At 68.9% G+C, this 26352-nt stretch carries 30 protein-coding genes and 1 pseudogene; 15 read left to right on the top strand and 16 right to left on the bottom strand.

What is annotated here, in order from left to right; genetic code table 11:
- Positions 1-15 precede the first annotated feature (15 nt).
- Together H7J06_RS02425 and H7J06_RS02420 are read left to right on the top strand one after the other, a co-directional pair.
- Positions 16-888 (top strand): PPE family protein, encoded by an 873-nt coding sequence (locus tag H7J06_RS02425; protein WP_264036677.1) that lies wholly within the window; start codon positions 16-18, stop codon positions 886-888.
- Positions 889-1084: 196 nt separating this feature from the next.
- Positions 1085-2638: an N-acetylmuramoyl-L-alanine amidase gene (locus tag H7J06_RS02420; protein ID WP_275078891.1), complete on the top strand. Its 1554-nt coding sequence runs from the start codon at positions 1085-1087 to the stop codon at positions 2636-2638.
- A gap of 3 nt (positions 2639-2641) precedes the next feature.
- On the opposite strand, the gene H7J06_RS02415 is transcribed toward H7J06_RS02420, so the two are convergent.
- From H7J06_RS02415 to H7J06_RS02405, 3 genes are read right to left on the bottom strand one after another with little or no spacing between them, the layout of a single operon-like run.
- Positions 2642-3454 carry an HAD family hydrolase gene (locus H7J06_RS02415; RefSeq protein ID WP_264036673.1) on the bottom strand — a complete coding sequence of 271 codons (813 nt, stop codon included), beginning with the start codon at positions 3452-3454 and terminating at the stop codon, positions 2642-2644.
- A complete protein-coding gene (locus tag H7J06_RS02410; protein WP_264036671.1) occupies positions 3454-4200 on the bottom strand; it encodes a lysophospholipid acyltransferase family protein in 747 nt (248 codons plus the stop codon). Before H7J06_RS02410 ends, H7J06_RS02415 begins: the two co-directional genes overlap by 1 nt.
- 4 nt (positions 4201-4204) lie before the next feature.
- A complete protein-coding gene (locus H7J06_RS02405; protein WP_264036670.1) occupies positions 4205-4972 on the bottom strand; it encodes a lysophospholipid acyltransferase family protein in 768 nt (255 codons plus the stop codon).
- A 41-nt stretch (positions 4973-5013) separates the two neighbouring features.
- Between H7J06_RS02405 and H7J06_RS02400 the strand changes: the two genes are divergently transcribed.
- The 3 genes from H7J06_RS02400 to H7J06_RS02390 are packed head-to-tail and all read left to right on the top strand — an operon-like array spanning position 5014 to position 7608.
- A complete protein-coding gene (locus H7J06_RS02400; RefSeq protein ID WP_264036669.1) occupies positions 5014-5697 on the top strand; it encodes an aminoglycoside 3'-phosphotransferase in 684 nt (227 codons plus the stop codon).
- Between the two features lie 37 nt (positions 5698-5734).
- Positions 5735-7279 (top strand): MBL fold metallo-hydrolase, encoded by a 1545-nt coding sequence (locus tag H7J06_RS02395; protein ID WP_264036668.1) that lies wholly within the window; start codon positions 5735-5737, stop codon positions 7277-7279.
- Positions 7276-7608, top strand: a complete 333-nt coding sequence (locus H7J06_RS02390; RefSeq protein WP_264036667.1) for a hypothetical protein — start codon at positions 7276-7278, stop codon at positions 7606-7608. The genes H7J06_RS02395 and H7J06_RS02390 overlap by 4 nt, the downstream gene beginning before the upstream one ends.
- Here the strand turns inward: H7J06_RS02390 and H7J06_RS02385 are convergent.
- The 4 genes from H7J06_RS02385 to serS are packed head-to-tail and all read right to left on the bottom strand — an operon-like array spanning position 7605 to position 11533.
- The gene (locus H7J06_RS02385) at positions 7605-8453 is read right to left on the bottom strand and encodes an SDR family oxidoreductase (RefSeq protein WP_264036665.1); all 849 of its coding nucleotides are present in this window, start codon (positions 8451-8453) and stop codon (positions 7605-7607) included. The two genes, H7J06_RS02390 and H7J06_RS02385, sit on opposite strands and share 4 nt — an antisense overlap.
- On the bottom strand, positions 8450-9442 hold the full coding sequence (locus H7J06_RS02380; RefSeq protein WP_264036663.1) for an MOSC domain-containing protein: 993 nt from the start codon (positions 9440-9442) through the stop codon (positions 8450-8452). The genes H7J06_RS02385 and H7J06_RS02380 overlap by 4 nt, the downstream gene beginning before the upstream one ends.
- Positions 9443-9450: 8 nt before the next feature.
- Positions 9451-10233 carry a DUF5718 family protein gene (locus H7J06_RS02375; protein WP_264036713.1) on the bottom strand — a complete coding sequence of 261 codons (783 nt, stop codon included), beginning with the start codon at positions 10231-10233 and terminating at the stop codon, positions 9451-9453.
- 46 nt (positions 10234-10279) lie between these two features.
- Positions 10280-11533, bottom strand: a complete 1254-nt coding sequence (serS, locus tag H7J06_RS02370; protein WP_264036661.1) for a serine--tRNA ligase — start codon at positions 11531-11533, stop codon at positions 10280-10282.
- Between the two features lie 103 nt (positions 11534-11636).
- Here serS and H7J06_RS02365 point away from each other — a divergent pair, with 103 nt between their 5' ends.
- The 3 genes from H7J06_RS02365 to H7J06_RS02355 are packed head-to-tail and all read left to right on the top strand — an operon-like array spanning position 11637 to position 13712.
- Complete coding sequence (locus H7J06_RS02365; protein ID WP_264036659.1) at positions 11637-13109, top strand: septum formation family protein; 1473 nt, start codon at positions 11637-11639, stop codon at positions 13107-13109.
- 5 nt (positions 13110-13114) lie between these two features.
- The gene (locus H7J06_RS02360) at positions 13115-13465 is read left to right on the top strand and encodes a metallopeptidase family protein (RefSeq protein ID WP_264036657.1); all 351 of its coding nucleotides are present in this window, start codon (positions 13115-13117) and stop codon (positions 13463-13465) included.
- 55 nt (positions 13466-13520) lie between these two features.
- Positions 13521-13712: a hypothetical protein gene (locus tag H7J06_RS02355; RefSeq protein ID WP_264036655.1), complete on the top strand. Its 192-nt coding sequence runs from the start codon at positions 13521-13523 to the stop codon at positions 13710-13712.
- Positions 13713-13718: 6 nt separating this feature from the next.
- Here the strand turns inward: H7J06_RS02355 and H7J06_RS02350 are convergent, their stop codons facing one another.
- Both H7J06_RS02350 and pheA read right to left on the bottom strand, forming a co-directional pair.
- Positions 13719-14399, bottom strand: coding sequence for a histidine phosphatase family protein (locus tag H7J06_RS02350; protein WP_264036653.1), 681 nt, complete (start codon positions 14397-14399; stop codon positions 13719-13721).
- The gene (gene pheA / locus H7J06_RS02345) at positions 14396-15316 is read right to left on the bottom strand and encodes a prephenate dehydratase (RefSeq protein ID WP_264036652.1); all 921 of its coding nucleotides are present in this window, start codon (positions 15314-15316) and stop codon (positions 14396-14398) included. The genes H7J06_RS02350 and pheA overlap by 4 nt, the downstream gene beginning before the upstream one ends.
- 116 nt (positions 15317-15432) lie before the next feature.
- Here pheA and H7J06_RS02340 point away from each other — a divergent pair, with 116 nt between their 5' ends.
- The 4 genes from H7J06_RS02340 to H7J06_RS02325 all read left to right on the top strand — a co-directional run bounded on the left by H7J06_RS02340 (position 15433) and on the right by H7J06_RS02325 (position 19041).
- Complete coding sequence (locus tag H7J06_RS02340; protein WP_264036650.1) at positions 15433-16248, top strand: DUF2470 domain-containing protein; 816 nt, start codon at positions 15433-15435, stop codon at positions 16246-16248.
- A 45-nt stretch (positions 16249-16293) separates the two neighbouring features.
- Positions 16294-17073 carry a CPBP family intramembrane glutamic endopeptidase gene (locus H7J06_RS02335; protein WP_264036648.1) on the top strand — a complete coding sequence of 260 codons (780 nt, stop codon included), beginning with the start codon at positions 16294-16296 and terminating at the stop codon, positions 17071-17073.
- Positions 17074-17106: 33 nt separating this feature from the next.
- Complete coding sequence (locus H7J06_RS02330) at positions 17107-18357, top strand: LCP family protein (RefSeq protein ID WP_264036646.1); 1251 nt, start codon at positions 17107-17109, stop codon at positions 18355-18357.
- A 138-nt stretch (positions 18358-18495) separates the two neighbouring features.
- Positions 18496-19041 (top strand): ferritin, encoded by a 546-nt coding sequence (locus H7J06_RS02325; RefSeq protein WP_264036644.1) that lies wholly within the window; start codon positions 18496-18498, stop codon positions 19039-19041.
- On the opposite strand, the gene H7J06_RS02320 is transcribed toward H7J06_RS02325, so the two are convergent.
- From H7J06_RS02320 to sodN, 4 genes are all read right to left on the bottom strand, one after another.
- On the bottom strand, positions 19038-19868 hold the full coding sequence (locus H7J06_RS02320) for a glycerophosphodiester phosphodiesterase (RefSeq protein ID WP_264036641.1): 831 nt from the start codon (positions 19866-19868) through the stop codon (positions 19038-19040). The two genes, H7J06_RS02325 and H7J06_RS02320, sit on opposite strands and share 4 nt — an antisense overlap.
- Positions 19865-20818 (bottom strand): DUF4328 domain-containing protein, encoded by a 954-nt coding sequence (locus H7J06_RS02315; protein WP_264036638.1) that lies wholly within the window; start codon positions 20816-20818, stop codon positions 19865-19867. The genes H7J06_RS02320 and H7J06_RS02315 overlap by 4 nt, the downstream gene beginning before the upstream one ends.
- Positions 20819-20975: 157 nt before the next feature.
- Positions 20976-21317 carry a rhodanese-like domain-containing protein gene (locus H7J06_RS02310; protein ID WP_264036636.1) on the bottom strand — a complete coding sequence of 114 codons (342 nt, stop codon included), beginning with the start codon at positions 21315-21317 and terminating at the stop codon, positions 20976-20978.
- A 596-nt stretch (positions 21318-21913) separates the two neighbouring features.
- Positions 21914-22336 (bottom strand): superoxide dismutase, Ni, encoded by a 423-nt coding sequence (gene sodN, locus H7J06_RS02305; RefSeq protein ID WP_264036634.1) that lies wholly within the window; start codon positions 22334-22336, stop codon positions 21914-21916.
- 22 nt (positions 22337-22358) lie between these two features.
- Here sodN and H7J06_RS02300 point away from each other — a divergent pair, with 22 nt between their 5' ends.
- From H7J06_RS02300 to H7J06_RS02290, 3 genes are all read left to right on the top strand, one after another.
- The gene (locus H7J06_RS02300; protein ID WP_264036632.1) at positions 22359-22703 is read left to right on the top strand and encodes a S24/S26 family peptidase; all 345 of its coding nucleotides are present in this window, start codon (positions 22359-22361) and stop codon (positions 22701-22703) included.
- 129 nt (positions 22704-22832) lie between these two features.
- A complete protein-coding gene (locus tag H7J06_RS02295; protein ID WP_149479948.1) occupies positions 22833-23366 on the top strand; it encodes a peptidase in 534 nt (177 codons plus the stop codon).
- A 513-nt stretch (positions 23367-23879) separates the two neighbouring features.
- Positions 23880-24278, top strand: a complete 399-nt coding sequence (locus H7J06_RS02290) for a helix-turn-helix transcriptional regulator (RefSeq protein ID WP_140697828.1) — start codon at positions 23880-23882, stop codon at positions 24276-24278.
- Here the strand turns inward: H7J06_RS02290 and H7J06_RS02285 are convergent.
- From H7J06_RS02285 to H7J06_RS02275, 3 genes and pseudogenes are all read right to left on the bottom strand, one after another.
- Positions 24275-25399: a hypothetical protein gene (locus H7J06_RS02285; RefSeq protein ID WP_264036628.1), complete on the bottom strand. Its 1125-nt coding sequence runs from the start codon at positions 25397-25399 to the stop codon at positions 24275-24277. The genes H7J06_RS02290 and H7J06_RS02285 overlap by 4 nt on opposite strands.
- Positions 25396-25887, bottom strand: coding sequence for a DUF955 domain-containing protein (locus H7J06_RS02280; protein WP_264036626.1), 492 nt, complete (start codon positions 25885-25887; stop codon positions 25396-25398). Before H7J06_RS02280 ends, H7J06_RS02285 begins: the two co-directional genes overlap by 4 nt.
- Positions 25888-25949: 62 nt before the next feature.
- Positions 25950-26352 (bottom strand): annotated as a pseudogene (locus H7J06_RS02275) (hypothetical protein); the annotation flags it as partial.

The following is a 26352-nucleotide window of genomic DNA, read 5'->3' as shown; positions in this document are numbered from 1 at the left end:
CACGAGGAGACTTCCGTGCCTAACCGTCGTCGACGCAAGCTCTCGACAGCCATGAGCGCAGTCGCCGCCCTGGCCGTTGCAAGTCCAGTTGCAGTTGTCGCACTGTCCGACATGTCCACCACCAACGACGCCGCGCCGCAGCACCGCGAGTTCGTCCAGGCCGCGCTGGTCACCGATCTGCCGAGCGAGCTCCTCGGAGCGCTGTCCCAGGGACTCTCGCAGTTCGGCGTCAACCTGCCGAGTGGGGTCCTGGGCGGTACCGGCGCGCCCTCGGCGGCGACGCTGACCAGCCCGGGGCTCACCAGCCCCGGTCTGACCACGCCCGGTCTGACCACCCCCGGCCTCACGACCCCCGGCCTGACCACCCCCGGCCTCACGACACCCGGTCTGACCACACCCGGTCTGACCACCCCCGGCCTGACCACGCCAGGGCTCACGACCCCGGGCCTCACGACGCCAGGGCTGACCGACGCCGGTCTGACGAATCCCGCCCTGACCAGCCCCACCGCCACGGTGCCGGGGCTGACCACGCCCGGGTTGACCACGCCGGGGTTGACCACACCGGCCGCCAACACCGGCCTCGGCCTCGGGGTTCCCGGCGCGGGCGAGGTCCCGATCGCCGATCCGATCGGCCTGGACCCGACCTCGGGCACCTACCCGATCCTTGGTGGCGATCCGTCGCTCGGCCTCGGCGCACCCGCGGCCAGCAGCGGCAGTGGCGGATTGCTCGGCGACCTCAACAGCGCCGCCGAGAGCCTCGGCGCCGGACAGGCCATCGACCTGCTCAAGGGCATGGTGATGCCCATGATCACCGGAGCCATCCAGAAGAGCGCGGCAGCAGCGGTACCCGCCGCGGCCGCCGCACCGGCGGCCCTTCCCGCCGCCTAGGTCCTGCGACGAAACGGCACCGCAGAAGCCATCGGAACATCCGACGGGGCTCTGCGGTGCCGTTGCGCGCGACTCGTACCCTCGCCACGCCGTGTCGAAACACTGGTAACACCTGACACATACGTAACATCGGGCCGTGTCGTGTCGCCGCCAACTTCCGTCGCTGCTGTTCTCTGCAGTCGCAGCGACCGCGGTCATGATGCCGCTGGCCATGTACGGCCTGCCCGGTGACGCCCACCAAACACCGCTGGCCACCGCACCCCTGATCGTCGAGCGACCCCTGACCGGCGTCGGCGGCGGGGAGACCGTCCGGGAACTGCACCAGAACACCCCGTTCGCCATGGTCGCGCTCACCGCCGACGACCTGAGTGGAACCTCGGCCAGCGTGCGCGCCAAGAGAGCCGACGGCTCCTGGGGACCCTGGTACCAGGCCGAGAACCTCGAGGGCGTCGGCCCCGACGGCGGCGGAGTGAAGGGCACCGACCCCGTCTTCGTCGGCCACACCACCGACGTCCAAATCAAGGTCGACCGCGCCATGCCGGCCACGCCGGTCGTCGGCCCCTCCCCCACGTCGACGCCGGACCTCGGCTACGTCCCCGCCAACGCCGAACGACCGCTCGGCCAGGACCTCAAGGCCGTGCTGATCAGCCCGCCGCAGGCACCGGTCGACATCTCGTCGATCCCTCCGGAGGCCGCGACCCCGCCCGGGGTACCCCCCGCGATCATCGGGCGCGCCCAATGGGGCGCCAACGAATCGGAACTGTGCGGAAAGCCCGTGTACGACAACGGGGTTCGCGCCGGCATCGTCCACCACACCGCGGGCAGCAACGAGTACGCACCAGAAGACTCGGCCGGCATCGTCCGTTCCATCTTCGAATACCACACCCGCACTCTCGGCTGGTGCGACATCGCCTACAACGCCTTGGTCGACAAGTACGGCCAGGTGTTCGAGGGCCGCGCCGGCGGGATGGACCGGCCCGTCGAGGGTGCGCACACCGGTGGCTTCAACACCGACACCTGGGGCGTGGCCATGCTCGGCAACTTCGACCTGGTGCCGCCGACGCCCATCCAGCTGCGCACCACCGGCCGTCTCCTGGGCTGGCGCCTGGGCCTCGACCACGTCGACCCGCTGGGATCGGTCACCTTGACCTCCGCGGGCGGCTCGTTCACCAAGTTCCCCGGCGGCACCCCGGTCACGCTGCCCACGATCTTCACCCACCGCGACGTCGGCAACACCGACTGCCCGGGGAACGCCGCCTACGCGGCCATGCCACTGCTGCGCGACACCGCCGCCCACTTCAACACCCCCATCGGGCCCCGCGACCTCGCCGACACCCTGCGCGGCGGAGCCATCTACGGAAAGTGGGCGCAGATGGGCGGCGAGGCCAGCCCGCTGGGCGCGCCGCAGACACCCGAGACACCCGGCGACGGCGAGTCGCGCTACGTGACGTTCGACAAGGGCGCCCTGTACTGGTCACCCGACACCGGCGCCGAACCCGTCACCGGTTCGATCTACGAGGCCTGGGGCACGCTCGGCTTCGAACGCGGCGCGCTGGGGTTGCCGACCAGCGGCGAGATTCAAGAACCGCAGTGGATCGTGCAGAACTTTCAGCACGGCACGCTGAACTTCGACCGCGAGCACGGCACCGTCATCCGCGTCATCGACGGCGTCGAGCTGAACATCCCCCTCGACCAGGGTGACGCTCCCGTCCAGTTGGAGCGCTTCACCCCCATCGGCAAGAAGGCCTGAGCCCTACAGCCACCACCGCTCGAGGACGCGCGCCAACCCGTCGTCGGTGTTCGGCGTGGTGACCTCGTCGGCTGCCGCCTTCGCCTCGGGGTGGGCGTTGCCCATCGCGACGCCGAGCCCCGCCCAGAGCAGCATCGGAATGTCGTTGGGCATGTCCCCGAACGTGACGACGTCCTCGGCCATGATCCCCAGCGGGGTGGCGACCTCCGCGACCCCGGTCGCCTTGCTGATGCCGAGCGGCACCACTTCGATCAGGCCGTTGTTGGTCGAGTACGTCAGATCGCCCTGCAGACCGACGTGCGGGGCCAACGCCGCCGCCATGTCGGCGCTCTGGGCACCCGCCTTGCGGATCAGCAGTTTGACGGCAGGCGCGTCGAGGACGTCGGAGAGCGAGACCTCGGTGTTGTCGGGGTTGAGCCACGCGTGCTCGTACCCCGGTGAACTCAAGAACTGCGGCGTCGCCGCGTCGTGGGCGCTGCGGCCGACGCGCTCCACCGCGAGTCCGGCACCGGGGATGACGCGGGTCGCCACCTCGGCGAGCTCCCGCAACACGTCGACCGACAACGTCCTGGCCCACAGAATGTGGTCGGCCGCGGCGTCGTACAAGACCGCCCCGTTGGCGCAGACCGCCATGGGCGCAAAGCCCAACTCCTCCACGACCGGGGAGATCCAGCGCGGCGGACGGCCGGTCGCGAGGACGAACTGGGTGCCCGCGTCGACGGCGGTCAGCACGGCTGCCTTGGTGCGCGGCGTGACCCGCTCGTGCTCGTCGAGCAGGGTGCCGTCGACGTCGGTGGCGATGAGAAGTGGCAGCACTACTGGTTCCCCGAGTCCCGTCGAGCGCGTTCGGCAAGCTCGGCTTCTTCGCGCACTATCGCCTCTTCCATGGTCGGGGCGCCTCCACCGAGGCGGTGAGGCACCCAGTAAGCGCCCTCGGGATGATCGTAGGACTGCTGCACCTGGTGCAGCAGTTCGGCCATCCCCGCGCGGAGGTCGCGCAGCAACTCGTCGGAGGTCCCGGTCGGCAGCAACGGCGGCCCCGCGGCGACCACGACCGGGATCTTCTTGCGCCCCAGGTTTCGCGGATGGTCCTTGGTCCAGACGCGATGCGCACCCCAGACGATCAGCGGGACGATCGGCACCTGAGCCTCCAGCGCCATCCGCGTCGCCCCGGTCTTGAAGTCCTTGAGCTCGAAGCTGCGGCTGATGGTCGCCTCCGGGTACACGCCGACGAGCTCGCCCTCCCTCAGGCGGGCGACGGCAACCGCGTACGCACCCGCGCCCGCCCGGCGATCCACCGGGATGGTCCTGGTATGCCTGATCAGGAAGTCGACGACCTTCACGCGCTGCATCTCGGCCTTGATCATGAAGCGCAGCCGGCGCCGACGGTGCATGACGCCGAGCGCCGCGGGCAGCCAGTCGAGGTAACCGGTGTGGTTGATCGCGATCACCGCGCCACCCTCGGACGGAATGTTCTGCAAGCCCCGGTAGGTGATCCGCGTACCGGTGACTCGCACGGCGGTCGTGGCCGCGATCTCCAAGGTTCGGAAGACCGGCTCCATCGTGCTAGTCCGTGGACTCGTTTCGTCGGGCGCGCCTCGCCGCCTTCTCGGCAGCCTCGTCCGCGTCCATCTGATTGGCCTCGGCGAGTGTCGGTGCGCCGCCGCCCATCCGGTGCGGAACCCAGTACTCGCCGGCCGGGTGGTGACCGTAGCTGGTCTGCACCTGCTCGAGGAGGTGCTGCATGCGCGAGTGCAGCAGCGCCGTCAGCTCGGCGGGAGGGAACGTCGGCATGATCGGTTCGCCGACGGCGATCGAGATGGGCACCTTGGGCCGTCGCATGTTCTTGGGGTGGCCCTTGGTCCAGACGCGCTGGGCGCCCCAGACGATGTGCGGGACGATCGGCACGTCGGCGGCGATGGCCATGCGCGCCGCACCCGACTTGAACTCCTTGATCTCGAAGCTTCTGCTGATCGTCGCCTCCGGGTAGACGCCGACGAGCTCGCCCTCCTTGAGCCGCTGACACGCCTCGGCGAACGACGCCGCCCCGCTGTCGCGGTCCACCGGGATGTGGCGCAGGCTCCGCATGATCGGGCCGGAGACCTTGCTGTCGAACACTTCTCGCTTGGCCATGAAGCGCACCTTGCGGCCGAGGCCCTGCTTGAAGGCGGGCAGGCCGGCGAAGGTGAAGTCGAAGTAGCTGGTGTGGTTGATCGCGACCACGGCACCGCCGGTGGTCGGCAGGTTCTCCACGCCGGTGACGGTGAACTTCAACCCCTGTAGCCGCCATACGCAGCGGGCGAGGGTGATGACAGTTCCGTATACCGGTTCCACGACAGTCAGCCTAGTGCCGAGGCAATGGCATGGTGTGAACCGTGTCATTCCCGAGTGGCTCCATCGCCGTGCCCGACGTCGTCGTGCGCATCGCCGAGGGTCGGCCGGTGGCGCCGGCCTGGGTGAACGAACTGGGCGGCGTGACCTTCTCGATCGCCGGGGACGCATTCGTCAAGGTGTATCCCGCCGAGCACGCCGCGCTGCTGATCGCCGAGGCAGACCGACTGCGTTGGGCCGCCGGCTTCACCGCCGTTCCCCGCGTGCTGTCCACGGGGCCGGGCTGGCTGCACACCGCAGCGCTGCCTGGCCGATCGGCCGTCGACCCGCACTGGGCCGGGCGACCGGCGGAGGCCGCCCGAGCGATCGGCAGCGGTCTTCGCCGACTCCACGATGCGCTCCCCGTTGACGGGTGCCCGTTCGACAGGCCGTCGTGGGTGCCCGCCGACGCGCCCGCAGCCGACCGGCTGGTGGTCTGTCACGGCGACGCGTGTGCCCCCAACAGCTTGATCGGCGACGACGGTCGCTGCAGCGGGCACGTCGACCTTGGCGACCTCGGTGTCGCGGACCGATGGGCCGACCTGGCGATCGCGACGATGTCGCTGGCCTGGAACTACCCGTCCGCCGACGAGACGGCGCTGCTCGAGGCCTATGGAGTCGCCCCCGACCGCGAGCGAATCGCCTACTACCGGGATCGCTGGGACCAGTGGTCCGAGCCGCACCGGTAGGATCGGCGGTACGCAAACCCCGCAGGGAAGGCAATACGTGCAGGTCACAAGCGTCGGACACGCAGGCTTCCGCATCGACACCAACGCCGGAAGCATCCTCTGCGACCCCTGGGTGAACCCCGCGTACTTCGCGTCGTGGTTCCCGTTCCCGGACAACAGCGGCCTGGACTGGGACGCGCTCGGCGACGTGGACTACCTCTACGTCAGCCATCTGCACAAGGACCACTTCGATCCCGAGCACCTGGCGACCCACGTCAACAAGGACGCCGTGGTCCTGCTGCCCGACTATCCCGTGCCGGACCTGCGTCGCGCGCTGGAGGCTCTCGGCTTTCACCGATTCTTCGAGACCACCGACTCGACCAAACACCGGGTGAGCGGCCCCAAGGGCGACCTCGACGTGATGATCATCGCCCTGCGCGCCCCGGCCGACGGCCCCATCGGCGACTCCGGACTGGTGGTCTCCGACGGCGAGACCGTCGCGTTCAACATGAACGACGCCAGGCCCGTCGACCTCGACGTCCTCGAATCCGAATTCGGGCACGTGGACGTGCACATGCTGCAGTACTCGGGTGCCATTTGGTACCCGATGGTCTACGACATGCCAGCCAGGGCCAAGGAAGCATTCGGCATCCAGAAGCGTCAGCGTCAGATGGACCGCTGCCGGCAGTACATCGCCCAGGTCGGCGCCACCTGGGTGGTTCCGTCTGCCGGGCCGCCCTGCTTCCTGGACTCCGACCTGCGCGACCTCAACGACGACCACGGCGACCCGGCCAACATCTTTCCCGACCAGGTCGTCTTCCTCGACCAGATGCGCACCCACGGCCACGACCGCGGGCTCTTGATGATCCCGGGCACCGCCGCGGACTTCACCGGCTCCGCACTGAATTCGTTGACCCATCCCGTGGACGACCCCGAGACGATCTTCACGGACGGCAAGGCCGACTACATCGAGGCGTACGCACAACGGATGGCGCCGGTGTTGGCCGCCGCCAAGGCCAGCTGGGCACCCGCCGAGGGCGATCCGCTCCTGGAGCCGCTGCGCGCGAAGTTCGAGCCGATCATGTTGCAGAGCGACCAGATCTGCGACGGCATCGGCTACCCGGTCGAGCTTCGCATGGGATCGGAACTGGTCGTGCTGGACTTTCCGAAACGCACCGTGCGCGAACCGATTGCGGACGAGAAGTTCCGTTACGGCTTCGAGATCGCCCCCGAGTTGGTGCGGACGGTGCTGCGCGACGACGAGCCGGACTGGGTCAACACCGTCTTCCTGTCCACCCGTTTCCGGGCGTGGCGCGTCGGCGGGTACAACGAGTACCTGTACACGTTCTTCAAGTGCCTGACCGACGAGCGCATCGCCTACGCGGACGGCTGGTTTGCCGAAGCGCACGACGACTCGGCGTCGATCACGTTGGACGGCTGGGAGATTCAGCGTCGGTGTCCACACCTGAAGGCCGATCTGTCGAAGTTCGGCGTCGTCGACGGCACCACGCTGACCTGCAACCTGCACGGTTGGTCGTGGAACCTGACCAACGGCCGGTGTCTGACGTCGAAGGGACACGAGCTCCGGAGCGCCAAGGCGTGACCACCGGTCCGAGCTACGACGACGGTCTCGTCCTGCTGGATCGCCACGCCATCACGTTGCGCCGCTACCACTTTCCCTCGGGCACCTCGAAGGTGATCCCGCTGCGGACGGTTCGCGGATACCGCACCGAGCCGCTGGGGTTGGTGCTCAACCGCTTTCGCATCTGGGGCAGTTCGGACCTGCGTCGCTGGCTTCCCCTGGACGTCTGGCGGCCGATCAAGTCGACGCTGGTGACTCTCGACGTGCCGGGCACCCGCCCCAGCCCCGCCTTCACCCCGTTGCGCGCCAACGAGTTCACCGCGGTGCTCGACCAGCTGCTGGAGCGTTAGGCCCGCTGGGCGGCCACCCTGGCCCGCTCCCTCATCGAGGCCACCACCCCGCCGTCGTTGAGGATGTCGGTCCCGGTGAGGTAACCGGCCCTGTCGCCGGCGCAGAAGGCAAAGAGCTCGGCCATCTCCTCGGCGTTGCCCCAGCGCGGCACCTTGAAGTCTGCGACGATCGCGCCCGCACCGTTGCGCTCCTCGAGCTTGCCCATCTCCGTGTCCACCGAACCCGGCGAGACCGACACGATGCGCTGGCCGCGTCCGTTGAACCGCTCGGCCTGAGACGCGCTATACCACCTGACGAAGCTCTTGCTCACCGCGTAGGCGAACGCCGACCGCGAGGCCTCGGGCATCGCGTCGCACGCCGAGCCCAGGGCTGCCATGAAGGCGTCCTCGTCGTGCAGGGCGAGCGGGAACGCCGCCGTGGGGACGAGTTCCTCGGGGACCAGGTACGCCGCCATCGAGGCCACGTTGACGATCGCCGCCCCCTCGGGCGCCGCCGCGTGAAAGGCCTCACCGACGCGAAGCGTGCCGATCGCGTTGGTCCTCGTCACGTACTCGGCGTCGCCCATGCTGGGGCTGACGCCGGCGGCGTGGATCACCGAGACCAGCTTCCCCAGACCCGTTGCGGTATGGAACATTTCGGTCACCGCCGCCCGGTCGGTGACATCACAGTTCACCGCCGTCACCGCGACGCCGAGACCTTCGAGCGTGTCGGCCGCACGCTCGAGTCGGTCCTGTCGGACGTCACACAGCACGATCGCGTGCTCGCGCCCCACGATCCTGGCCGTGTCCAGACCCATGCCGCCGGCACCGCCGGTGACCACCGCCACCCGGCTCGGGTGCGTCAACGCTTCTCCCGCAGCACCGTCGCCTCGAGCAGCCGCTGCACCTGGCGGGTCGCGGCCTTCTCCACCGTCGATAACACCCGGCGGCCCGCGCTCGGCGAAGGACCCGACCGCACCGACACGACGTCGCCGACCCGGATCAGCCCATGGCGCGTCACGTCGGCGTAGACGCCGAGGAAGCGGTTGGTTCGGTCGGCGAGTTGGCGGGTGACGGCACGATCCAGCCCAAGCCCCGGCTGCGGCCTGGTGGGGACGACGCAGCGGATGGTCGGGATCGTGACCCGCAAAGTGGCCGAACCGATCTCGAGGTCGCCGCCCGCCCAGGCCGTCTCGGGGAAGTCCGCATCCGACTGACCGACGTCGACCAGGACGTTGGGCCGGAACCGCCGCACGTCGTAGGCGTCGGCGGTCGCCGACAACGACGCCAAACTCGTCGAGCTCATCAGATGCACGGGCGCCAGGTCGACGAAGGTGCCTGGCGGTGTCGAGAACCTGGCCAGAGTGATGATGTCCTTGGTGCTGAACACCGACGTGTCCGGCAAGGCCTCCGCGTCGTCGAGCCCGAAGTCCTTGCGCACCTGCGCTTCGCGGAAGTTCGCCAGCGAGTCCGCCATCGTCATCCGGTGCTGGCTGGTGTCGTCGACCGGGGGCAGCGCGACCAGTCGCAGCTCGCGGCCGACCAGCTCGGACAGCAGCCCGTGCACCGCGTCGTCGGAACTCGAACACTCGGTGCCGTCCGGGAACGTGACGGTCACCTCTGGCACGTTGCCAGGCCCTGCATCGGGCCCCGGTTCGGACCCGTAGGCAGCCGAACACCCCAACAGCTTCGGCACTCGCCGCGCTGACGCGGTGACGCCGTTCTCGAGGTCGCGGACCGCCCACAGCCGGTCGGCGTGCACACCGCGTCGGTCGACGCGCACCTCGTCAACCCGGTGGCCGCCCATGGACTTCACCGGGAACCGCCACAGTTGGGACACCACGACGTCGGACATCGGTCCTCCTAGCGAGACGAAACCAGCTGTCGCAACTCCGAATACACCTCGGACTCGGTGTCGTACACCCGCACGATCGCCTCGTCACCCGGCTGCAGGAAGGTCGACTCGCCGAGCTTCGTGTAGCGAGTCGCACCGATGCCGATCAACACCTTGGACGGATGCCCGGAGGCGACCATCATCGCCCCCACGTCCTCCAATGGTGTTTCGGCAGAACCCCTTTGGTTGGCCAGCCGCTCGGTGACCCAGTCGAGGAGCACCTCGCCGTAGTACGAGTAACCCAGCAGCGGGCTGTCGACGCCGTAGCCGTGCTCGTTGCCGTCGGCGGTGCGCAGGTCGCACACCAGGCGCAGGGTCGCCGTCGGGCCGTCGGGCGTCAGGTCGCCGACGTCGAAGAACTGTGCGGCCACGCCCTTGGAGGCAGGCCCCCAGTTCTTCTTGTGGCTGATCTTCAGGGCGCCCGGCCGGCGGATCGAGCAGTCGTTGAACGCTCCGAGGGCGAACGGCTGCAGCGACACCACGGTGTCGCCCTGCCACGTCACGTGGCAGGCAAGGCCCACCTCCGGTTCGATCTGGAGGTTGAGCGGGGTGTCGCTCTGGGGCAGCAGGATGCTGTCGTGCGAGAGTGGGAACTCACCGAGAACACCGTCGGAACCTGGTGCGTACCAAGGGAAGATGCCCTTCGGCGCCTCCCCTTCGCTGGACACGTTCACGAAGTCGGCGGCCTCGCCCGCCTGCTCGAGGTGCCCGGCGAAGTTTCCGGCCACCCCGAACCCGAACCACGAACGCATGTCCTCGAGGTCGAGGTCGACCGTCTTGAGATCCGTCACTGTGTCTTCACGGCGTGAGCACCGACCTTCCGACGTAGGGCACCAATGCCTCCGGGACCCGGACGCTGCCGTCCGGCTGCTGGTGATTCTCCAGGATGGCGACGAGCCAGCGGGTCGTTCCGAGCGTTCCGTTCAGCGTCGCGGCGATCTGCGGCTTGCCGTTCTCGTCGCGATAGCGGGTGGCCAGGCGCCGCGCCTGGAAGGTGGAGCAGTTCGACGTCGAGGTCAGCTCGCGGTAGGTCTTCTGCGAGGGCACCCAGGCCTCGCAGTCGAACTTGCGGGCCGCCGACGAGCCGAGGTCACCCGCGGCCGTGTCGATCACCCGGTAGGGCACCTCGATCAGGGCCAGCATCCGACGCTCGAGGTCCAGCAGGCGCTGATGCTCGGCTTCGGCGTCCTCGGGCTTGCAGTAGACGAAGGCCTCGACCTTGTCGAACTGGTGCACGCGGATGATCCCGCGAGTGTCCTTGCCATAGCTGCCCGCTTCGCGGCGGAAGCACGACGACCAGCCCGCATAGCGGCGCGGCCCTTCGGAGAGGTCGACGATCTCGTCGGCGTGGTAGCCGGCGAGCGGCACCTCCGACGTCCCGACCAGGTACAGGTCGTCGGCTTCGAGGTGGTAGATCTCATCGGCGTGGGCGCCGAGGAAGCCGGTTCCGGACATCACCTCGGGACGCACCAGGACGGGCGGGATGACGAGGGTGTGCTGGTTCTCGGTGGCGAGCTTGACCGCGAGTTGCATGACCCCGAGCTGCAGCAGCGCGCCGTACCCGGTCAGGAAGTAGAAGCGCGAGCCGGACACCTTGGCCCCGCGCTCCATGTCCAGCAGGCCCAGCGACTCGCCGAGTTCCAGGTGATCCTTCGGATCGGCGATGCTCGGCGGTTCGCCGACCACGTCGACGACCACGTAGTCGCTTTCACCGCCGGCCGGGACCCCGTCGAGGATGACGTTGGAGATGGCCATGTGGGCCGCCGTGAAGGCGGTCTCGGCGGCGGCCTGCTCCACCTCGGCGGCCTTGACCGCCTCGGCGAGTTCCTTGGCGCGCGCCAACAGCGCCGGACGATCGTCGGCGGAAGCCGCCCCGACGGCCTTGCTGGCCGCCTTCTGCTCGGCCCGAAGATCGTCGGCGGCGGAGATCGACGAACGCCTCGTCGCATCGGCAGCGAGCAACACGTCGACGAGGGCGGGATCCTCACCCCGCGCCCGTTGCGACGCGCGGACCCGATCGGGATCTTCACGTAGCAGCTTCAGGTCGATCACGGAGGAAACCCTACGTTTGACGGCCCGCCATGGCGACGCCGGGGCACAACCACATAACGTTACAACTGCATCTCTTGTCACACGACTTGGCTCGCCTGTCACAATGGACCAGATGTTGGATGCACCCCACGACGCCGAGCAGAGCGCAGACGAGGCCGCCCCGCCGTCGCGCCGCCCGGCGTGGTGGCAGAGCCTTCAGGCCGAGTCGACGCGACGCGCGCTGCTGCTGACCGCACTCGGCGGCCTTCTGATCGCCGGCGTCATCACCGCGATCCCCGGCGGCGGACACGGCGGGCTCCCCGTCGGGCTCAACGCGGGCGCGACGGCGCTCGGCGGCGGCCCGCGCGGCAACGCGACCTTCGACCACGCCGTCCGTGGAACCTGCCTGAACTGGCCCGAACAGGTTCCCGACGCCGCGCAAATCGTGGACTGCAAGGACGAACACCGCTTCGAAGTCGCCGACCGGATCGACATGCGGACGTTCCCCGGCACCGAATACGGTCCCGACGCCGCCCCGCCGTCCGAGGCGCGCATCAGGCAGATCAGCCAGGAACAGTGCCAGGCCGCGGCGCGGCAGTACCTCGGGGCGAAGTACGACCCCAACGGCCGGTTCAGCGTCAGCCTCGTCTGGTCCGGCGACAAGGCGTGGCGGCAGGCCGACGAACGCCGCATGCTGTGCGGTTTGCAGTTGGCCGGCCCCGACGGCCACCAACTGGCGTTTTCGGGCAAGGTGGCCGACGTCGACCAGTCGAAGGTGTGGCCCGCCGGAACGTGTCTCGGCATCGATCCGGCCACCAATCAACCCACCGACATTCCCACCGACTGCGCCAAGCCGCACGCCATGGAGGTGACCGGCTCGGTGAACCTGGCCGAGAAGTTCCCCGGCCCCGTGCCACCGGACGGAGACCAGGACCAGTTCGTCAAGGATTCGTGCACGCGGATGACCGACGCCTACCTGGCTCCGGTCGCGCTGCGGAAGACCACCCTCACCCTCATCTACAGCACGATTTCGTTGCCGAGCTGGGCCGCCGGAAGCAAGCAGGTGTCCTGCAGCATCGGCGCGACCCTCGGCAACGGCGGATGGTCGACGCTGCTGAACAGCGCCAAGGGACCGTTGCTCATCAACGGTCAGCCTCCGGTCGCGGTGCCCGACATCCCGGAGGAGCGGTTGGACCTGCCGCCGATCCCGCTGCCGTCGGTGGACACCTCGTCGCAGACGTCGTCGCAGATCGACCTCAGCGACCAGAGCGGCTCGAGCAGCTCGAGCAGCAGTTCGGGGAACCAGGGCAACGACCACCTGCCCAATCAGCAGCAGGCCACGCCCACGCAGACGCAGAGCACCCAGACCGGGAGCGCGACGTCGCCGACGTCCGGCGCTCCGGTCCCGCCGCAGGGCAACACGTTCCTCAACGGTCCGCCGCCTGCGCCCGGACCGCAGGGCGACGGCGGTCTGCCGCCGCAGGACGGACCCGCGCTGCCGCCGCCACCGGCGGGGGATCCCGCCGCGCCGCCCCCGCCCGCCGGGGAGCCCGTACCCGTGGTTCCGGTCGTCCCGGGTCCGCCGCCCGGCCAGTAGCCGTCATGTCCGTCCGGATGAGCTCGGACCGGTTCGACGAGCTGGTGTCCGACGCGCTCGACGAGATCCCGCCGGCGCTCGCGAAGGCGATCGACAACGTCGTCGTCCTGGTCGAGGACCGGCACCCGGAGGAGCCCGACCTGCTGGGGCTGTACGAGGGCATCGCACTGACCGAGCGCGACTCGACGTACTTCGGCTCGCTGCCCGACACCATCACGATCTACCGCGAGGCGTTGCTCGACATCTGCGACAGCGAAGGCGACGTGGTCGACGAGGTGACCGTGACCGTGATCCACGAGATTGCCCACCACTTCGGCATCGACGACGATCGGCTGCACGAACTCGGTTGGGCCTGAACCACTTCGGGCGCGTTGACTGGGCTTCGTCGGTGGGCGGTGCTAGAACTAAGACATGTCCGATGTCTGTCGCGAGTGCCGGGAGGACCTCGAACACTGCCACGGCACCCTCGTGCACCACGCCTCGTTCCACGTCGAGTGCACCGAGGACTGCGCCACCCCCGACGGTCTGCACTCCTTCAGCATCGATTGCGAAGCGGTCGGGTGCACGTGCGCGGTGGTCGTCGTCGCCTCCGCGGCATCCTGACCTCGGTCAGCCCATCGGGTCGGCGCTGTGCGCCACGTCCTCGACCGGATGCTCGACCGGCTCGAACGGCGGCGTGTGCGGCCCCCATTGCAGGCAGCTCCACCGACCTTCGGTGATGGGGCTCAGGACCACGCACTCGGTGTTGGCGAGGTGGTGTTCGATGGCGAAGCCCGGGTCGACGCCCGACAGCGCGGTGCCCACCAGGCGGATGGCGGCGCCGTGGCTGACCACCACGACGTCACCCACCCAGGCGTGGTCGTCGAGGAAGCGCATGCGCAGCTGGGACACCACCGGCAGGTAGCGGTCCAGCACCTGCTGGGCACTTTCGCCGCCGGGCATGGGGACGTCGAGCTCGCCGTTCTGCCACAACCGGTAGACGGCGTTGAATTCCTCGTGGGCCTCGTCGTCGCTACGGTCCTCGAGGTCACCGGCGTCCACCTCGTGGATGCCGTCCAACTCGACCGCGTTCAGGCCGAGGTATTCGCCGATCTCCGCAGCCGTCTCGACCGCGCGTAGCGCTGTGGAGTGCGCCAACAGCCCGACGGGATGCTCGAGGGAACGACCGAATGCCTGCGCCTGCTGGTGGCCCAGATCGGTGAGCGCGGCACCGGGCGGCCGGGTGTCGAGCCGCCGGGCGACGTTGCCGTGCGACTGTCCGTGACGTACCAATATCAGTCGACCGGTCATCGGGCGCGCCCCTCTCGAAGTGCGGCCAACCAGCCGGATGCCTCGTCGGTGACCGGTGGTGTCGCACCGACGGCGGTGCCTGTCGACCATGAACCCAGATATCTCACGTCTGCACAACGTCTGTGGAGCGCGCGAAGTGCCTCGGCCACCGGATCGTCGTCGATGTGTCCGACGCAGTCCAGGAAGAAGAAGTACGTACCCAATTCGACTCGAGTGGGCCGTGATTCGATGCGGGTCAGGTCGATGTCGCGGATCGCGAGCTCGGTCATCGCGGCGACCAGTGCGCCCGGCACGTTGTCCAGCCGCAACACGACCGACGTGCGGTCCGCGCCGGTGCGCGCCGGCGGCGGTCCCGGCGGGCCGACGAGGACGAATCTGGTCCTGGCATTCGGTTCGTCGACCACCCCGTCGGCCAGCGTGGCCAGTCCGAGCCGCTCCGCGGCGAGTGCGGTGCTGACGCCTGCGTCGGCCCGGCCGTCGGCGACGTCGTGCGCTGCGGCGGCGTTCGACGTGGTGAGCACCGTGTGGGCGGCGGGTAGGTGCGCCGCCAGCCACCGCTTGACCTGCGCCTCGGCGACGGGGAAGGCGGCGACGGTCTGCACGGCGGAGGCGGGGGTGCCCGGGCGGACGGCGATGCTGAACGCGACGTCGAGGGTGTGTTCGGCGAAGATCTGCAGCGGCGTGCCCGCGGCGAGGCTGTCCATCGTCGGTACCACCGAGCCCTCGATGGAACTCTCGATTGGTGCGCAGGCGTAGTCGGCGGCCCCGCTGCGGACGGCGGCCAACGCGCCGTCGGCGCTGTCGCACGTCACCGGGACGACCGGAGACGAGTCGGGGATGGCGCCGGCGTCGGCCATCTGCAACAACGCCGCCTCGGTGAAGGTCCCCTGTGGGCCCAGATAGGCGACGCGTGGCACGGGTCAACCCTATCGGCAGCCGGCCCGCCCCACGGCGAACCGCGTCGCGAGCACTTGCACCATTCGGTGAGGCTAGCCTAAGTTAGGGTTACCTCATCCGATGGAAGGCAGGCGCGATGATCGGCGACGCGACGACAGGAACGGCCCTGGTGGCACCCACGACGGCCGAACGGATCCGCAGCGCGTGCGCTCGCGGCGGCAGCGCAATCCTGGCCGCGGAGGGCACCGATCCCTCCCCCACGCCGGTGCACCACCTGCTCGACGACGGGTCGTTCGCGATCATGGTGCCCTCCGGGGGACCGCTCGCCGCGTTGACCGTCACGGCCGGCGCCGCGGGCATTCAGGCGGTCCTCGAGATGACCGACTACGCGCCGCTGCCCCTACGCGAACCGGTGCGTTCACTGGTGTGGATCAGCGGCCGGTTGTTTCACGTACCGCCGCCCGGTTTGGCGGGACTGCTCGACCTGATCGCGGAGAAGAACCCCAATCCTGCTCTCCTGCAAGTGAACACCGATTCACTCGAAGCCGGTGACGGCGACACCCCGTACACCCTGGTGCGGCTGGAGATCGACTCCGTCGTGGTGGCCGACTCGACTGGGGCCGAGTCCGTCGGCGTCGGCGCCCTGCTCGACGCCCAGCCAGATCCGTTCTGCGCCATGGAGTCGGGCTGGCTGCAGCATCTCGAGTCGGCTCATCGCGAGGTGGTCGACAGGTTGGCCAACCGGCTGCCGATCCCGCTGCGGCGCGGCCACGTCCGGCCACTCGGGCTCGACCGCTACGGCGTGCAGTTGCGCGTCGAGGCCGAGGACGGCGACCACGACGTGCGGCTGCCGTTCGCGAAGCCGGTCGACGACGTGACCGGGCTCAGCCAGGCCATCCGGATCCTGATGGGTTGCCCGTTCCTGAACGGACTGCGCGCCCGCCGCATCTGACGTCGCCGCGAACCGCGGTCAGGCTGGACGGCTACCGTAGCTCCGGTGACGGGCCCGACTGACGACCTTCTGCCAGACCCCCGCCCCCGGGCGATTCGCCTCGAGATCGCCGTCGTCCTTGCCGTCACGTTCGGACTCTCCGCCTATACGGCCTTCGTCAGCCTGACCGAGGCCGTCCTGCTCGGACTCTCCGGGCAGAAGGTGACACTCAACCGCAAGCTGTCGCCGATCGACCTGATCAACCTGGCGCTCAACCTCGCCTCGGTCTTCCAGCTGATCGCCTGGGGACTTCTTGGCCTCTATCTGTTGTGGCGCAGCGGTTTTGGGCCCAGCCGCATCGGTCTCGGCCGGTTCCGCTGGCGTCCGGACCTACTGGGCGGCCTCGGTCTCGCGGCACTCATCGGCATTCCCGGTCTGGGCCTCTACGTCGCGGGCCGCGCGCTGGGCATCGGGGTTGCGGTCGTGCCGTCCGAACTCGGCGACACGTGGTGGCGCATCCCCGTCCTGCTCGCGGTGGCCTTCGCCAACGGCTGGGCCGAAGAGGTCATCGTCGTCGCGTTCCTCATGACGCGGCTGCGCCAACTCGGCATGTCTCCGGTGGCCGTCCTGGTGGCGTCCAGCCTGCTGCGCGGCGCCTACCACCTGTACCAGGGCTTCGGCGCAGGTCTCGGGAACGTCGCGATGGGCCTGATCTTCGGCTACGTGTGGCGGCGCACCGGACGGCTCTGGCCGCTGGTCGTGGCGCACGGCCTCATCGACGCCGTCGCCTACGTCGGCTACGCACTGCTCGCCGGGCACCTGGGCTGGCTCGACGTCAGGCCCTGACCACGGGCATCGCCGGCACGTACATTCAGACGCGTGAGCGACAACCGGCCGCCCGATCCGCGGCGTCCCCGGCCACCGGTGGAGGCGTCGCAGGTCATCCGGCGCGACCCCAATTACCGGCCCCCGCCGGTACCGCCGCGGCGGCCAGCCGACGCCACCCAACCCATCGCCCCACCGCGGAGCGCTCCTCCTCCTCCACCACCACCGCCGCCGCCGCCGCCGCCGAGGTACCGTCCCGCACCCCCACCGGCGCGGCGACCTCCCCCACCGCGTCGGCCCCCGCCGACGGCTCCGCCACCTGCGGCCCGCGCACCCAAGCCCAAGCGCAAGCGGCACTGGGGCCGCATCCTGATGACGGTCGTCCTGCTCGCCGTCGCGGCGACGATCGGCACCGCCGTGTGGGTCGACACGTCGCTCCATCGCGTGCCCGCGCTCGCGGCACTGCCGGACCGCCCACCCGCCGACAGCGGAACCACCTGGCTGTTGGTCGGCTCGGACAGCCGGCAGGGCCTCACCGACGAGCAGCAGGCCGAGCTCGCCACCGGAGGTGACCTCGGCAACGGCCGGACCGACACGATCTTGCTGGTCCACGTGCCAGGCCTGGGGTCGAACGTCCCCACCACGATGGTGTCGATCCCGCGCGACTCCTACCTGCCGATCCCCGGGTTCGGCGAGGACAAGGTCAACGCCGCGTTCGCGCTGGGCGGGGCCCCGCTGCTGGCGCAGACCGTGGAGCAGGCCACCGGACTGCGGCTGGACCGCTACGCCGAGATCGGGTTCGACGGGTTCGCCACCATGGTCGACGCCGTCGGCGGCGTCACGATGTGCCCGTCGGAGCCGATCGACGATCCGCTCGCCGGCATCGACCTGGCCGCCGGGTGCCAGGAACTCGACGGTCGGAGCGCGCTCGGATACGTCCGCTCGCGGGCGACGCCGCGCGCCGACCTCGACCGCATGACCCACCAGCGGGAGTTCATGGCGGCGCTGATGCAACGGGCCACCAGTCCGGCCGTTCTGCTGAACCCACTGCACTGGTACCCGATGGCGCACGCCGCGACGGGTGCGATCACGGTCGACACCGATGCGCACGTCTGGGATCTCGCCCGGCTGGCGTGGGCCCTGCACGGCGACGTCGTCACCACCACCGTGCCGATCGGCGAGTTCACCAGCGGTGACTCGGGTGCGGTCGTCGTCTGGAACAGCGATGCCGCGACGCGCCTGTTTCACGCGATGGCCACCGATGCCGAGGTACCTCAGGACGTTCTCGACGCGGCCACCGGTTAGCCCACCCTTCGTTTGCCGACCGCGGTAGCAAACACACTCTGGTGCCTGCATTCGAGGCTCCGTCAATTAGGGCAACCTGGCCTTAATTAGTCAGACCTTTGATGACAATGGTCATTGACCTGCCCTATCGTGGGCGGCATGAGCGAAGTAGCCCCCCACGACACCAAGTTCCACCACCTGCTCCAGGAGCAGATCCGCATCGAGTTCACCGCCTCGCAGCAATACACCGCGATCGCCGTCCACTTCGATTCCGCCGATCTCCCGCAGCTGGCCAAGCACTTCTACGCTCAAGCCCTCGACGAGCGCAACCACGCGATGATGCTCGTTCAGTACCTGATCGACCGCGACGTCGAGGTGGAGATCCCCGGCACCGATGCCGTGCGCAACGCATTCACCACGCCGACGGAGGCGCTGCGTCTCGCCCTCGAGCAGGAGCGGACCGTCACCGAGCACATCAGCCGACTCGCCGCCGTCGCGCGCGACGAGGGCGACTACCTCGGCGAGCAGTTCATGCAGTGGTTCCTCAAGGAGCAGGTCGAGGAAGTCGCCCTGATGACCACCCTGGTTCGGGTCAGCGAGCGCGCCGGCGCCGACCTGTTCCACCTGGAGGACTTCGTCGCCCGCGAGATCAGTGCCGACGAAGCCGACGCGACCGCTCCCAAGGCCGCAGGCGGACGGCTCTAAGCGCCGTCCGGCCGGGCCTCGGTCAACCCGTTCTGCAGCCAGTCCTTGGTGCGGCCGGGATGATTCGTGGCCACCCAGGCCACTCCGACGTCGCGGCAGTACCGCACGTCCTCGTAGTGGTCCACGGTCCAGCAGTACAAGGCCCTGCCGTGGACGGCGGCACGGTCGACGAGTTCTGGATGCTCGCGCAACGTGGCGATCGACGGTCCCACAGCGGTGGCACCGACCGTCGTCGCCGCGCTGCCGCCCAGGTACCGGGACGTGTCACCCAGTAGCACCGTCGGCAGCATGGGCGCCGCCCGGCGGATCCGCCACACCGCGGCCGCCGAGAACGAGATGACGACGGCCCGGGACAGATCTGCCGACGCCGGCGAGGCAATGCCGTACCGGTGCAGGAGCGCCAGTACCTTGCTCTCCACCAACGCGCCGTAGCGGACGGGATGCTTGGTCTCGATGAAGATCTTGACGGGGCGGTTCCAGTCCAGGACCAACGAAATCAGGTCGTCGAGCGTGAGCAACCCGGTCTCCCCCGGACCGCCGTCCACCTTCGCGCTGGAATGCCAAGCGCCATAGTCGAATTCACGCAACTCGGCGAGCGTCATGTCGCTGACCAGACCGGTGCCGGTCGACGTTCGGTCGATTCGCCGGTCGTGGACGCACACCAGGTGGCCGTCGCGCGTCAGGCGCACGTCGCACTCGACCCCGTCGGCACCCTCCTGCAGCGCCAGCTCGTAGGCGGCAATCGTGTGCTCGGGGCGTTCCGCGGATGCGCCCCGGTGCGCCACTACGAACGGGTGACCGCCCACTGCCCCGTCGGCCGAAGTCATGTGCTGATGATGCCCGATGCCGCCGGTTCCCTACGGTCCGACTCGGCCGGAGTCGCGGCGTCCGCATCCCCGTCCTGCGGTTCGGCGTCCGTCGGGGTCGCGTCCGCGGGCTCGTCGACGTGGCGAGCACCGTCGGCGACGACGACCCAACGCGTGGTGGGCCGCTGGTCGACGGCTTGATGCTCGAATCCCTGGTACATCCGGACGGTCAGAAGCAGTGCGGCGAGCGCAGCCAGATACGCGATCGTGGCGGCCACCGTGTTGTTGGCGATGCCCTGCGAATCGCTGGTGAAGCTCGTCGCGAACGAGAACGCCGAGACCAGGCAGCTGACCCACCAGGCGCACCACCACACCACGATGGGAGTGCGCAGCCACGACAGCCGTCCCTCGACCCTGGCCAATTCGAGGACGAACACCGGAGCCCAGAAGAGGTTGACCACGGGCACCAAGCAGCACACCCACAGCTGCCAGGACGGGCGCGGATCCTCCACGCCGAGCCACGCGTAGGTGCTCGCGCGCCGGACGATCAGCCAATTGGTCAGCACCACGGTGGTCGCGATCAACGCGAAGAACACCAGCACGCTGGCGGCGACGCCCGCCCACGTCGCGACGCCCGCGACGATCGGGTTGAGCAGTCGGGAGCGGTTGTAGAGCAGCAGGGCGTAGTTCGCGATGTGGATCACCACGGCGAACGCCAGCGCCAGCAGGGTGACCAGAACGGTCGCCTGGACCATCCGCGTAGCCGTCTTGGGCGGTTCGACGGGCGCCGCGGGTGCGGGCGGCTCGAACCGGTCCTGCAAGCCCCACCGCGGGATCACCGCGTATCTGGGCGTCGGCCCCAGCGGAGGGGGCGTACGACGGGCCGGCGGAGGAGCGCCCGGGCGCACCGCGATCCAGCGGTAGCCGGCGGGCAGCCGCTGCGGCGGGCCGGCGGCCCCCGGTTTCGACACGTCGGAGGGTCGACTCGACCACTGCGGTGCTTGCTCCGCAGACGGCGGAAGCAACGAGCCCTGACACCGAGGGCACCAGACGCGCTGACGGTCGCGGACGTTCCACCGCGTGCCGCACCGCGAACAAACCTGGATCACGCGACCAGCCTACGGTCCGTCAGACGCTGCCCGCAGAGCCGTCGTCGGTGACGACGGCACGCCCGGCCCCGGCCCACGCCAGCATGCCGCCCGCCACGTTGAGGGGCTCGTATCCGTTGCGCGCGAGGTACTGCGCCACGCGCATCGACCGCCCGCCCGCGTGGCACACCACGTAGAGGGTGGCGTCGGTGTCGATCTCGGCGATGCGCGCCGGCACGTCCCCCATGGGGATGTGCTGGGCGCCCTCTGCGTGTCCGCGCTGCCACTCGTCGTCCTCCCGGACGTCGAGTAGCACCACCGACTCGTCGAAGGTCTGGGGGACGTCGGCGATGTGGGCTTCCCCAACCGTGTCGTCACTCACTGCCCGCTCCTTGCTCGTCACGGCGTCTCACGTCCTCAATGCTGGCACGGCGTCGTCAGCTACCGGAGGCCTATCCACAGTTTCCACAGGTTCATGCACAGGCGCTGCACGTGCCGCACCCCTTCTGACCCGGCACATCCGCTGGCACCCCGAACTCACCTGTGCACAACTCGGCTCGACGAGGCTCGGCAATCAACAGGGCTCGCGACGCGGAGCGAAAAACCACGGCGAGCTAACCACCCGACGAACCCTCCGACGGCGATTTTTCCCGTCGCGTCCAGGGGCGCTATGATCGCGATCACTAAACTCCGTTGTGACTGATCTCACTGAGGACACAACGGTGATCGCGCAGGTCAGGAGCTGTTGATGGCATAGCATCCACTGGGACCCGGAGCTATACCGCCGTCCGAATGGCACACGTCCGCCCACGTCTACACCCACAGCCACTTGATGGCGTGCCTCCGGGCCGGTCTGATCGCCCTCGCCCTACTCGGAGTGCTCGCGCTCATCGTCTTGACCTGACCCCCATCTCGGCGTGGCAACGAAGAAGGCCGGCTCCGCGCGATGCGCAGGGCCGGCCTTCGTCGTGTCGGTGATCAGGCGGGCGGGTACACGCCCATGTCCTTGGCCTTCTCGGTCTGCCAGAAGATGTCGGAGATCTCGTCGATCGTCTTGAGCAGCTTCTCGGCGACGGCCACGTCGGTCGACTTCTTCACGTCGCCCGCCCCGTGCACGCCGTCCCAGAACAGCTGGTGCAGGTTCGGGAACTGATCGAAGTGATCCTTGGTGAAGAAGTCGGCCCACAGCACCATCAGGTGATGCTTGACCTCTTCGGCGCGCTGCTCCTTGATGATGATCGCGCGCGTCTTGAAGTGCTCGTCGTCGGAGTCGTGGAACTTCTTCAGCGTCTTGAGGCAGGACAACGCCTCGATCTTGGCCTGGGCCGGATCGTAGACACCGCAGTAGAGGTCGCAGTGGGCATGGGCGGAAGTTGCGTTGGGTAAGAGTCGAGGAAGCATGTGTCCAACTTACCCTTTGGGCATGAGCGGCAATCAAGCTCCGCGAAGCTGGCCCCTGCGAATCTTCCGCGTCGACGGCGAGTCGATGCGCCCGACGCTGCGCCCCGGCGAGTGGCTGCTCGCGTTTCGCGACGGCCGCGAGCCCCGACGGGACCAGATCCGGGTGTTCCGCGATCCGACGAAGTCGACCCGGTGGCTGGTCAAGAGGGTCGGCGACGTGCACCCGTCCTCGCACGGGTCGATCTTCGAGGCGCGCTCGGACAACCCTCGGGCGCGGTATGCCTCCGACTCCCACGACTTCGGCCCGGTCCGGGCCGAGGGCTCCTATCGCGTGGTGTGGAGCTTCGCCGGGCGGCAAGCACGCTGATCGGTTCGGTGTCGGTTGCGTTACTGGCAGTCGTGTCCCCTTGCGTGCCAGCCGCCCACTGCCGCAAACTGCCGTGATCGACCCACAGCCGTGTCGGGCGGCAATCATGCGCACCGATCGGAGGCCAGGATGGACACCGGATCTCATGGAGCCATCGAAGTCGCACCCTTCCACTCCGGTGGATCACTCAAGGGTTTCGTCGTCTCGGGCCGCTGGCCGGACTCGACGAAGGAGTGGGCCCAGCTGCTGATCGTCGCGGTTCGCGTCGCCTCGCTGCCCGGGTTGCTCTCCACCACGACGATCTTCGGCGTGCGCGAGGAGCTGCCCGACGAACCGGCGCCTGGCACCGTCGGCCTGGTCATGGCCGAGGGCACCGTGGTCGGAGACGCCGCGATCCCGCCGGGGTACTTCGCCAGCCGCCAGCCGCCGGCGTTGTTGATGCTGCACCCGCCGTCGGAGACGATGCCGTCGCTTCCGGAGTGCGCGGGTGCCGCCTCGGGGTGCGTCCTGCTCCCCGGTCTGCCGCACCTCGGTCTCGATCACCGCGCGGCGTGGGTGGAGGCTGAATCCGACGGCACGATCACCTCGATGGTGAGCCGGGTGGGCGTCGACCCGATTACGCATCCCGACACCGCCGTGCTGGCCATGCTGCTTGCGGCTTAGCCGCTCTCGGTCGCCCGTCGCGGCCATCTGACGTGCCGCGTCGTGCGCGATTCGTCGACCGTTCGGACGGAACCAACCATTGGCTACTGTCAGTCCGAGGACTGGCGTCGCGAAGGATGCCCGGCCGCGTCGCGGACTGACGTGGGCGAAGGCAGCCGTGGTAGCTACGTCGACCGTGAATCGTCAAATTCTGGAGCAAATCGCCGATGTCGTCGAAACGACGAATATTACGGATTGCCCGGCACCGAGACCCCGTCCCGCTATTTGGCAGCGAGCGCACCGGAACACAGGGCAAAACAACTCATGCGTTATTTTTGGCTTAGCGGCGTTGCACTTCCGCGGTGCGCATTCCCGGGATAACCGCTGCTAGACCACCCAGGTAAGGGTAGTAGCGTGGGGTGGGATCGACTTTTAGGTGGTTTGCACTTGGTTGTCAGCAGAACACTCGCTACGATGATCAGCAAATACGCCTCAAGGGACGCCCGCTCGTAACGCTAAGTGGAGGACAGATCGATGAGCATGACATTTTCCGCCAGGCTGAACCGCCTGTTCGACACCGTCTACCCCCCCGGCCGTGGCCCCCATACGTCGGCCGAAGTCATTGCCGCCCTCAAGTCCGAGGGGGTGACGATGTCTGCGCCGTACTTGTCTCAGTTGCGTTCGGGCAACCGCACCAACCCCTCGGTGGCGACGATGGCCGCGCTGGCCAACTTCTTCCGCATCAAGCCGGCGTACTTCACCGACGACGAGTACTACGAGAAGCTCGACAAGGAACTCACCTGGCTGGCGAGCATGCGCGACGAGGGCATCCGTCGCATCGCGGCCCGCACCGTGGGTCTGTCGCCCGAGGCTCAGCAGGACCTCGTCCAGAAGGTGGACGAACTGCGACGCCAAGAGCACCTCGACGACTAGTTCGACGGGACGCTGACCCTGTTCTCGAGCGTCCGATATTGATCGGCGATCGCGAGGATCCACTCGCGATCTGAATACGACGGCGGCTGGCGTAGCCAATGTGGCCCGGGAAACGTGGTGTCCGCGGTCTCCCCCGGGTTGTCGCGTCCGGCATTGATCCACTCGGCGATGCGCAGGGCCTGTTCCTCCGGCTCGACGTCCGGCGAGTCCGTGGAGTCGTGGTCGGATTCCTCGTTGCCGACCTCCCCGCCGAGCGCACGAGTGGCCTCCAGGTACAGCGCGTCGGAGATCATCGACATCTGCTCGGCGACCCGGAACAGCAGTGGCCCACGCGGCCGGACCCCGATGCCGACGTTGGGATGACGGCGGCTCAATTCGTCTAGCAGGGGCTGGATGATCCGCAGTTCGTGGCGGGCACCAAACCAGTCCTCGACGCTCGGCAGCAGTGATCCGCTGGCCACGACCAGCATGGCGCAGCCCAGCAGCGTCGCCGCGGCGCCGACGCCGATGAAGTCGGTAGTGCCCACGGCGCGCAGCAGGAAGAACGCACTGGCCAGGACCATGAGCGCAACGCCGACGGTGAACACGAAGAGAGCCCGACCGCGCCGGGTGCGGTTCGAGTGCCGCATCCCGGCCCAGGCAACCAGCGTCAGCGCCAGCATGACGTAGAGCAGCGGCAGCAGCCACGACACCGTCATGGCCCCGGATCCCAGGTTGCGCCGCAAGTACTCCTCCGGCGCCATCTCTGGCTGCTGAGGGGAGGTGAAGAACGCCACCAGGGTCAGCGCCGCGATGAGGGCGGCGATGCCGTACTGGACGACCGCGATGCGGCGAATCGTCGTCGGCGCGCGTTCCGAGGCGGCCGACGTGATCATCACGCAGCTGCCCGCGGCGCACGAGATCAGTGCGACCTGGCTGAGCACGGTGGACACGTTGGGCCACCGCACCAGCGTGTCGATGAGCAGTGTGAGGGGCTCCCAGTTGAGTGCCGCGACCAGCCCGAGGCTCCCGAGGGCGAGGATCATCGCGGCACTGACCAGGGACTGCTTGTTGACGAGTGCCCAGCCGATGCGCAGGCCGGTGGCCAATCCGAGGAGACCGGCTATCACCCAGATGATCAACCAAACGCCTCTCCGAGGCGCACCTGCACGATCGAAGCGCGGTCCGACGGCAGTCGGCCTAGGCGGTAAATGAGCAACGCCGCGAAGTCCTCGGCCTCCTGCTCGAGGTCCTCCCCGCTGGGGCCCATGCAGCCGGTCCTCTGATTCAGCATGTAGCCGATGAGGTCGGAGCTGGCGAATTCGGTGTGGTCCCTGGCCGCCTCGACGACGGAGATGCCTTCGTGGCCGAGGACGAGGTGGCCCAGCTCGTGCGCCAGGGTCCGGTCTCCGGCGGGCAGGCCCTGCTGGATCAGGAAGACGTCGCGGTCGGTGTACTGGCGCCATTGGCCGCACACTCCCGACGGAAGGTCTGCCATCTTCAGCTCGATGGGTCGGCCGCGGCTCTCTGCCACGGAATCCACGAGACGTGCAAGCGACACTTCACCCCGGCGCGGCGCGAGGTCCAGAACCTCATTGACGGCACGCGTGACGCGACGGCTGGCTGGCATTCGAACCCCCTCTCGATGACTCCACTATCCCTGTCCTTTCACGCTGAAGCCGACGATTGCGATCAACCGATGAATCGGGCGGTGCCGTTGGCGCGGACGGCGTGCCCGGCGCGGGCCTGCCGGAACCCGAGGACGCCTCCGGCGAGGGTGAGCACGAGGATGCCCGCGACGCCCGGCACCGCGACGGCCGCCATCTCACCGAGGCCCGCGGTGCGCAGGTACTGGCCGTAGCCGGCTCGGTACGTTGCGGGCATCGCGTCGTTGCCCGCGCTGAACGCCGGCGGACGTTGTTCTCGAGCCCTGGGGAGCGGGGCCGTGCCGGGAGCGCCACCGGAGGCTCGCGGCGCCGCCGGTCCGGGTGCGACGCCGGGTCCGCCGACTCCGCCGCCGCCGGCCCCCACGCCAAGCGGCGCGACGACGGCCGGAAGCGTGAGCGGCACCAATGGCAATTGCACTGCGGCGGTT

Origin of the sequence: Mycolicibacterium hodleri (assembly GCF_025822245.1) — a bacterium.
GTDB lineage: Bacteria > Actinomycetota > Actinomycetes > Mycobacteriales > Mycobacteriaceae > Mycobacterium > Mycobacterium hodleri.
The sequence above is the reverse complement of the archived record's forward strand: the minus strand, read 5'-3'. Positions and strand labels throughout refer to the sequence as shown.

Excerpts from the sequence above, each read along its gene's own strand:
- H7J06_RS02420 (WP_275078891.1), top strand. The coding sequence starts at position 1,085 with ATGATGCCGCTGGCCATGTACGGCCTGCCCGGTGACGCCCACCAAACA.
- H7J06_RS02410 (WP_264036671.1), bottom strand. The coding sequence starts at position 4,200 with ATGGAGCCGGTCTTCCGAACCTTGGAGATCGCGGCCACGACCGCCGTG.
- H7J06_RS02380 (WP_264036663.1), bottom strand. The coding sequence starts at position 9,442 with ATGTCCGACGTCGTGGTGTCCCAACTGTGGCGGTTCCCGGTGAAGTCC.
- H7J06_RS02375 (WP_264036713.1), bottom strand. The coding sequence starts at position 10,233 with ATGCGTTCGTGGTTCGGGTTCGGGGTGGCCGGAAACTTCGCCGGGCAC.
- H7J06_RS02365 (WP_264036659.1), top strand. The coding sequence starts at position 11,637 with ATGGACCAGATGTTGGATGCACCCCACGACGCCGAGCAGAGCGCAGAC.
- H7J06_RS02360 (WP_264036657.1), top strand. The coding sequence starts at position 13,115 with ATGTCCGTCCGGATGAGCTCGGACCGGTTCGACGAGCTGGTGTCCGAC.
- H7J06_RS02355 (WP_264036655.1), top strand. The coding sequence starts at position 13,521 with ATGTCCGATGTCTGTCGCGAGTGCCGGGAGGACCTCGAACACTGCCAC.
- H7J06_RS02350 (WP_264036653.1), bottom strand. The coding sequence starts at position 14,399 with ATGACCGGTCGACTGATATTGGTACGTCACGGACAGTCGCACGGCAAC.
- H7J06_RS02340 (WP_264036650.1), top strand. The coding sequence starts at position 15,433 with ATGATCGGCGACGCGACGACAGGAACGGCCCTGGTGGCACCCACGACG.
- H7J06_RS02325 (WP_264036644.1), top strand. The coding sequence starts at position 18,496 with ATGAGCGAAGTAGCCCCCCACGACACCAAGTTCCACCACCTGCTCCAG.
- H7J06_RS02320 (WP_264036641.1), bottom strand. The coding sequence starts at position 19,868 with ATGACTTCGGCCGACGGGGCAGTGGGCGGTCACCCGTTCGTAGTGGCG.
- sodN (WP_264036634.1), bottom strand. The coding sequence starts at position 22,336 with ATGCTTCCTCGACTCTTACCCAACGCAACTTCCGCCCATGCCCACTGC.
- H7J06_RS02300 (WP_264036632.1), top strand. The coding sequence starts at position 22,359 with ATGAGCGGCAATCAAGCTCCGCGAAGCTGGCCCCTGCGAATCTTCCGC.
- H7J06_RS02295 (WP_149479948.1), top strand. The coding sequence starts at position 22,833 with ATGGACACCGGATCTCATGGAGCCATCGAAGTCGCACCCTTCCACTCC.
- H7J06_RS02290 (WP_140697828.1), top strand. The coding sequence starts at position 23,880 with ATGAGCATGACATTTTCCGCCAGGCTGAACCGCCTGTTCGACACCGTC.
- H7J06_RS02280 (WP_264036626.1), bottom strand. The coding sequence starts at position 25,887 with ATGCCAGCCAGCCGTCGCGTCACGCGTGCCGTCAATGAGGTTCTGGAC.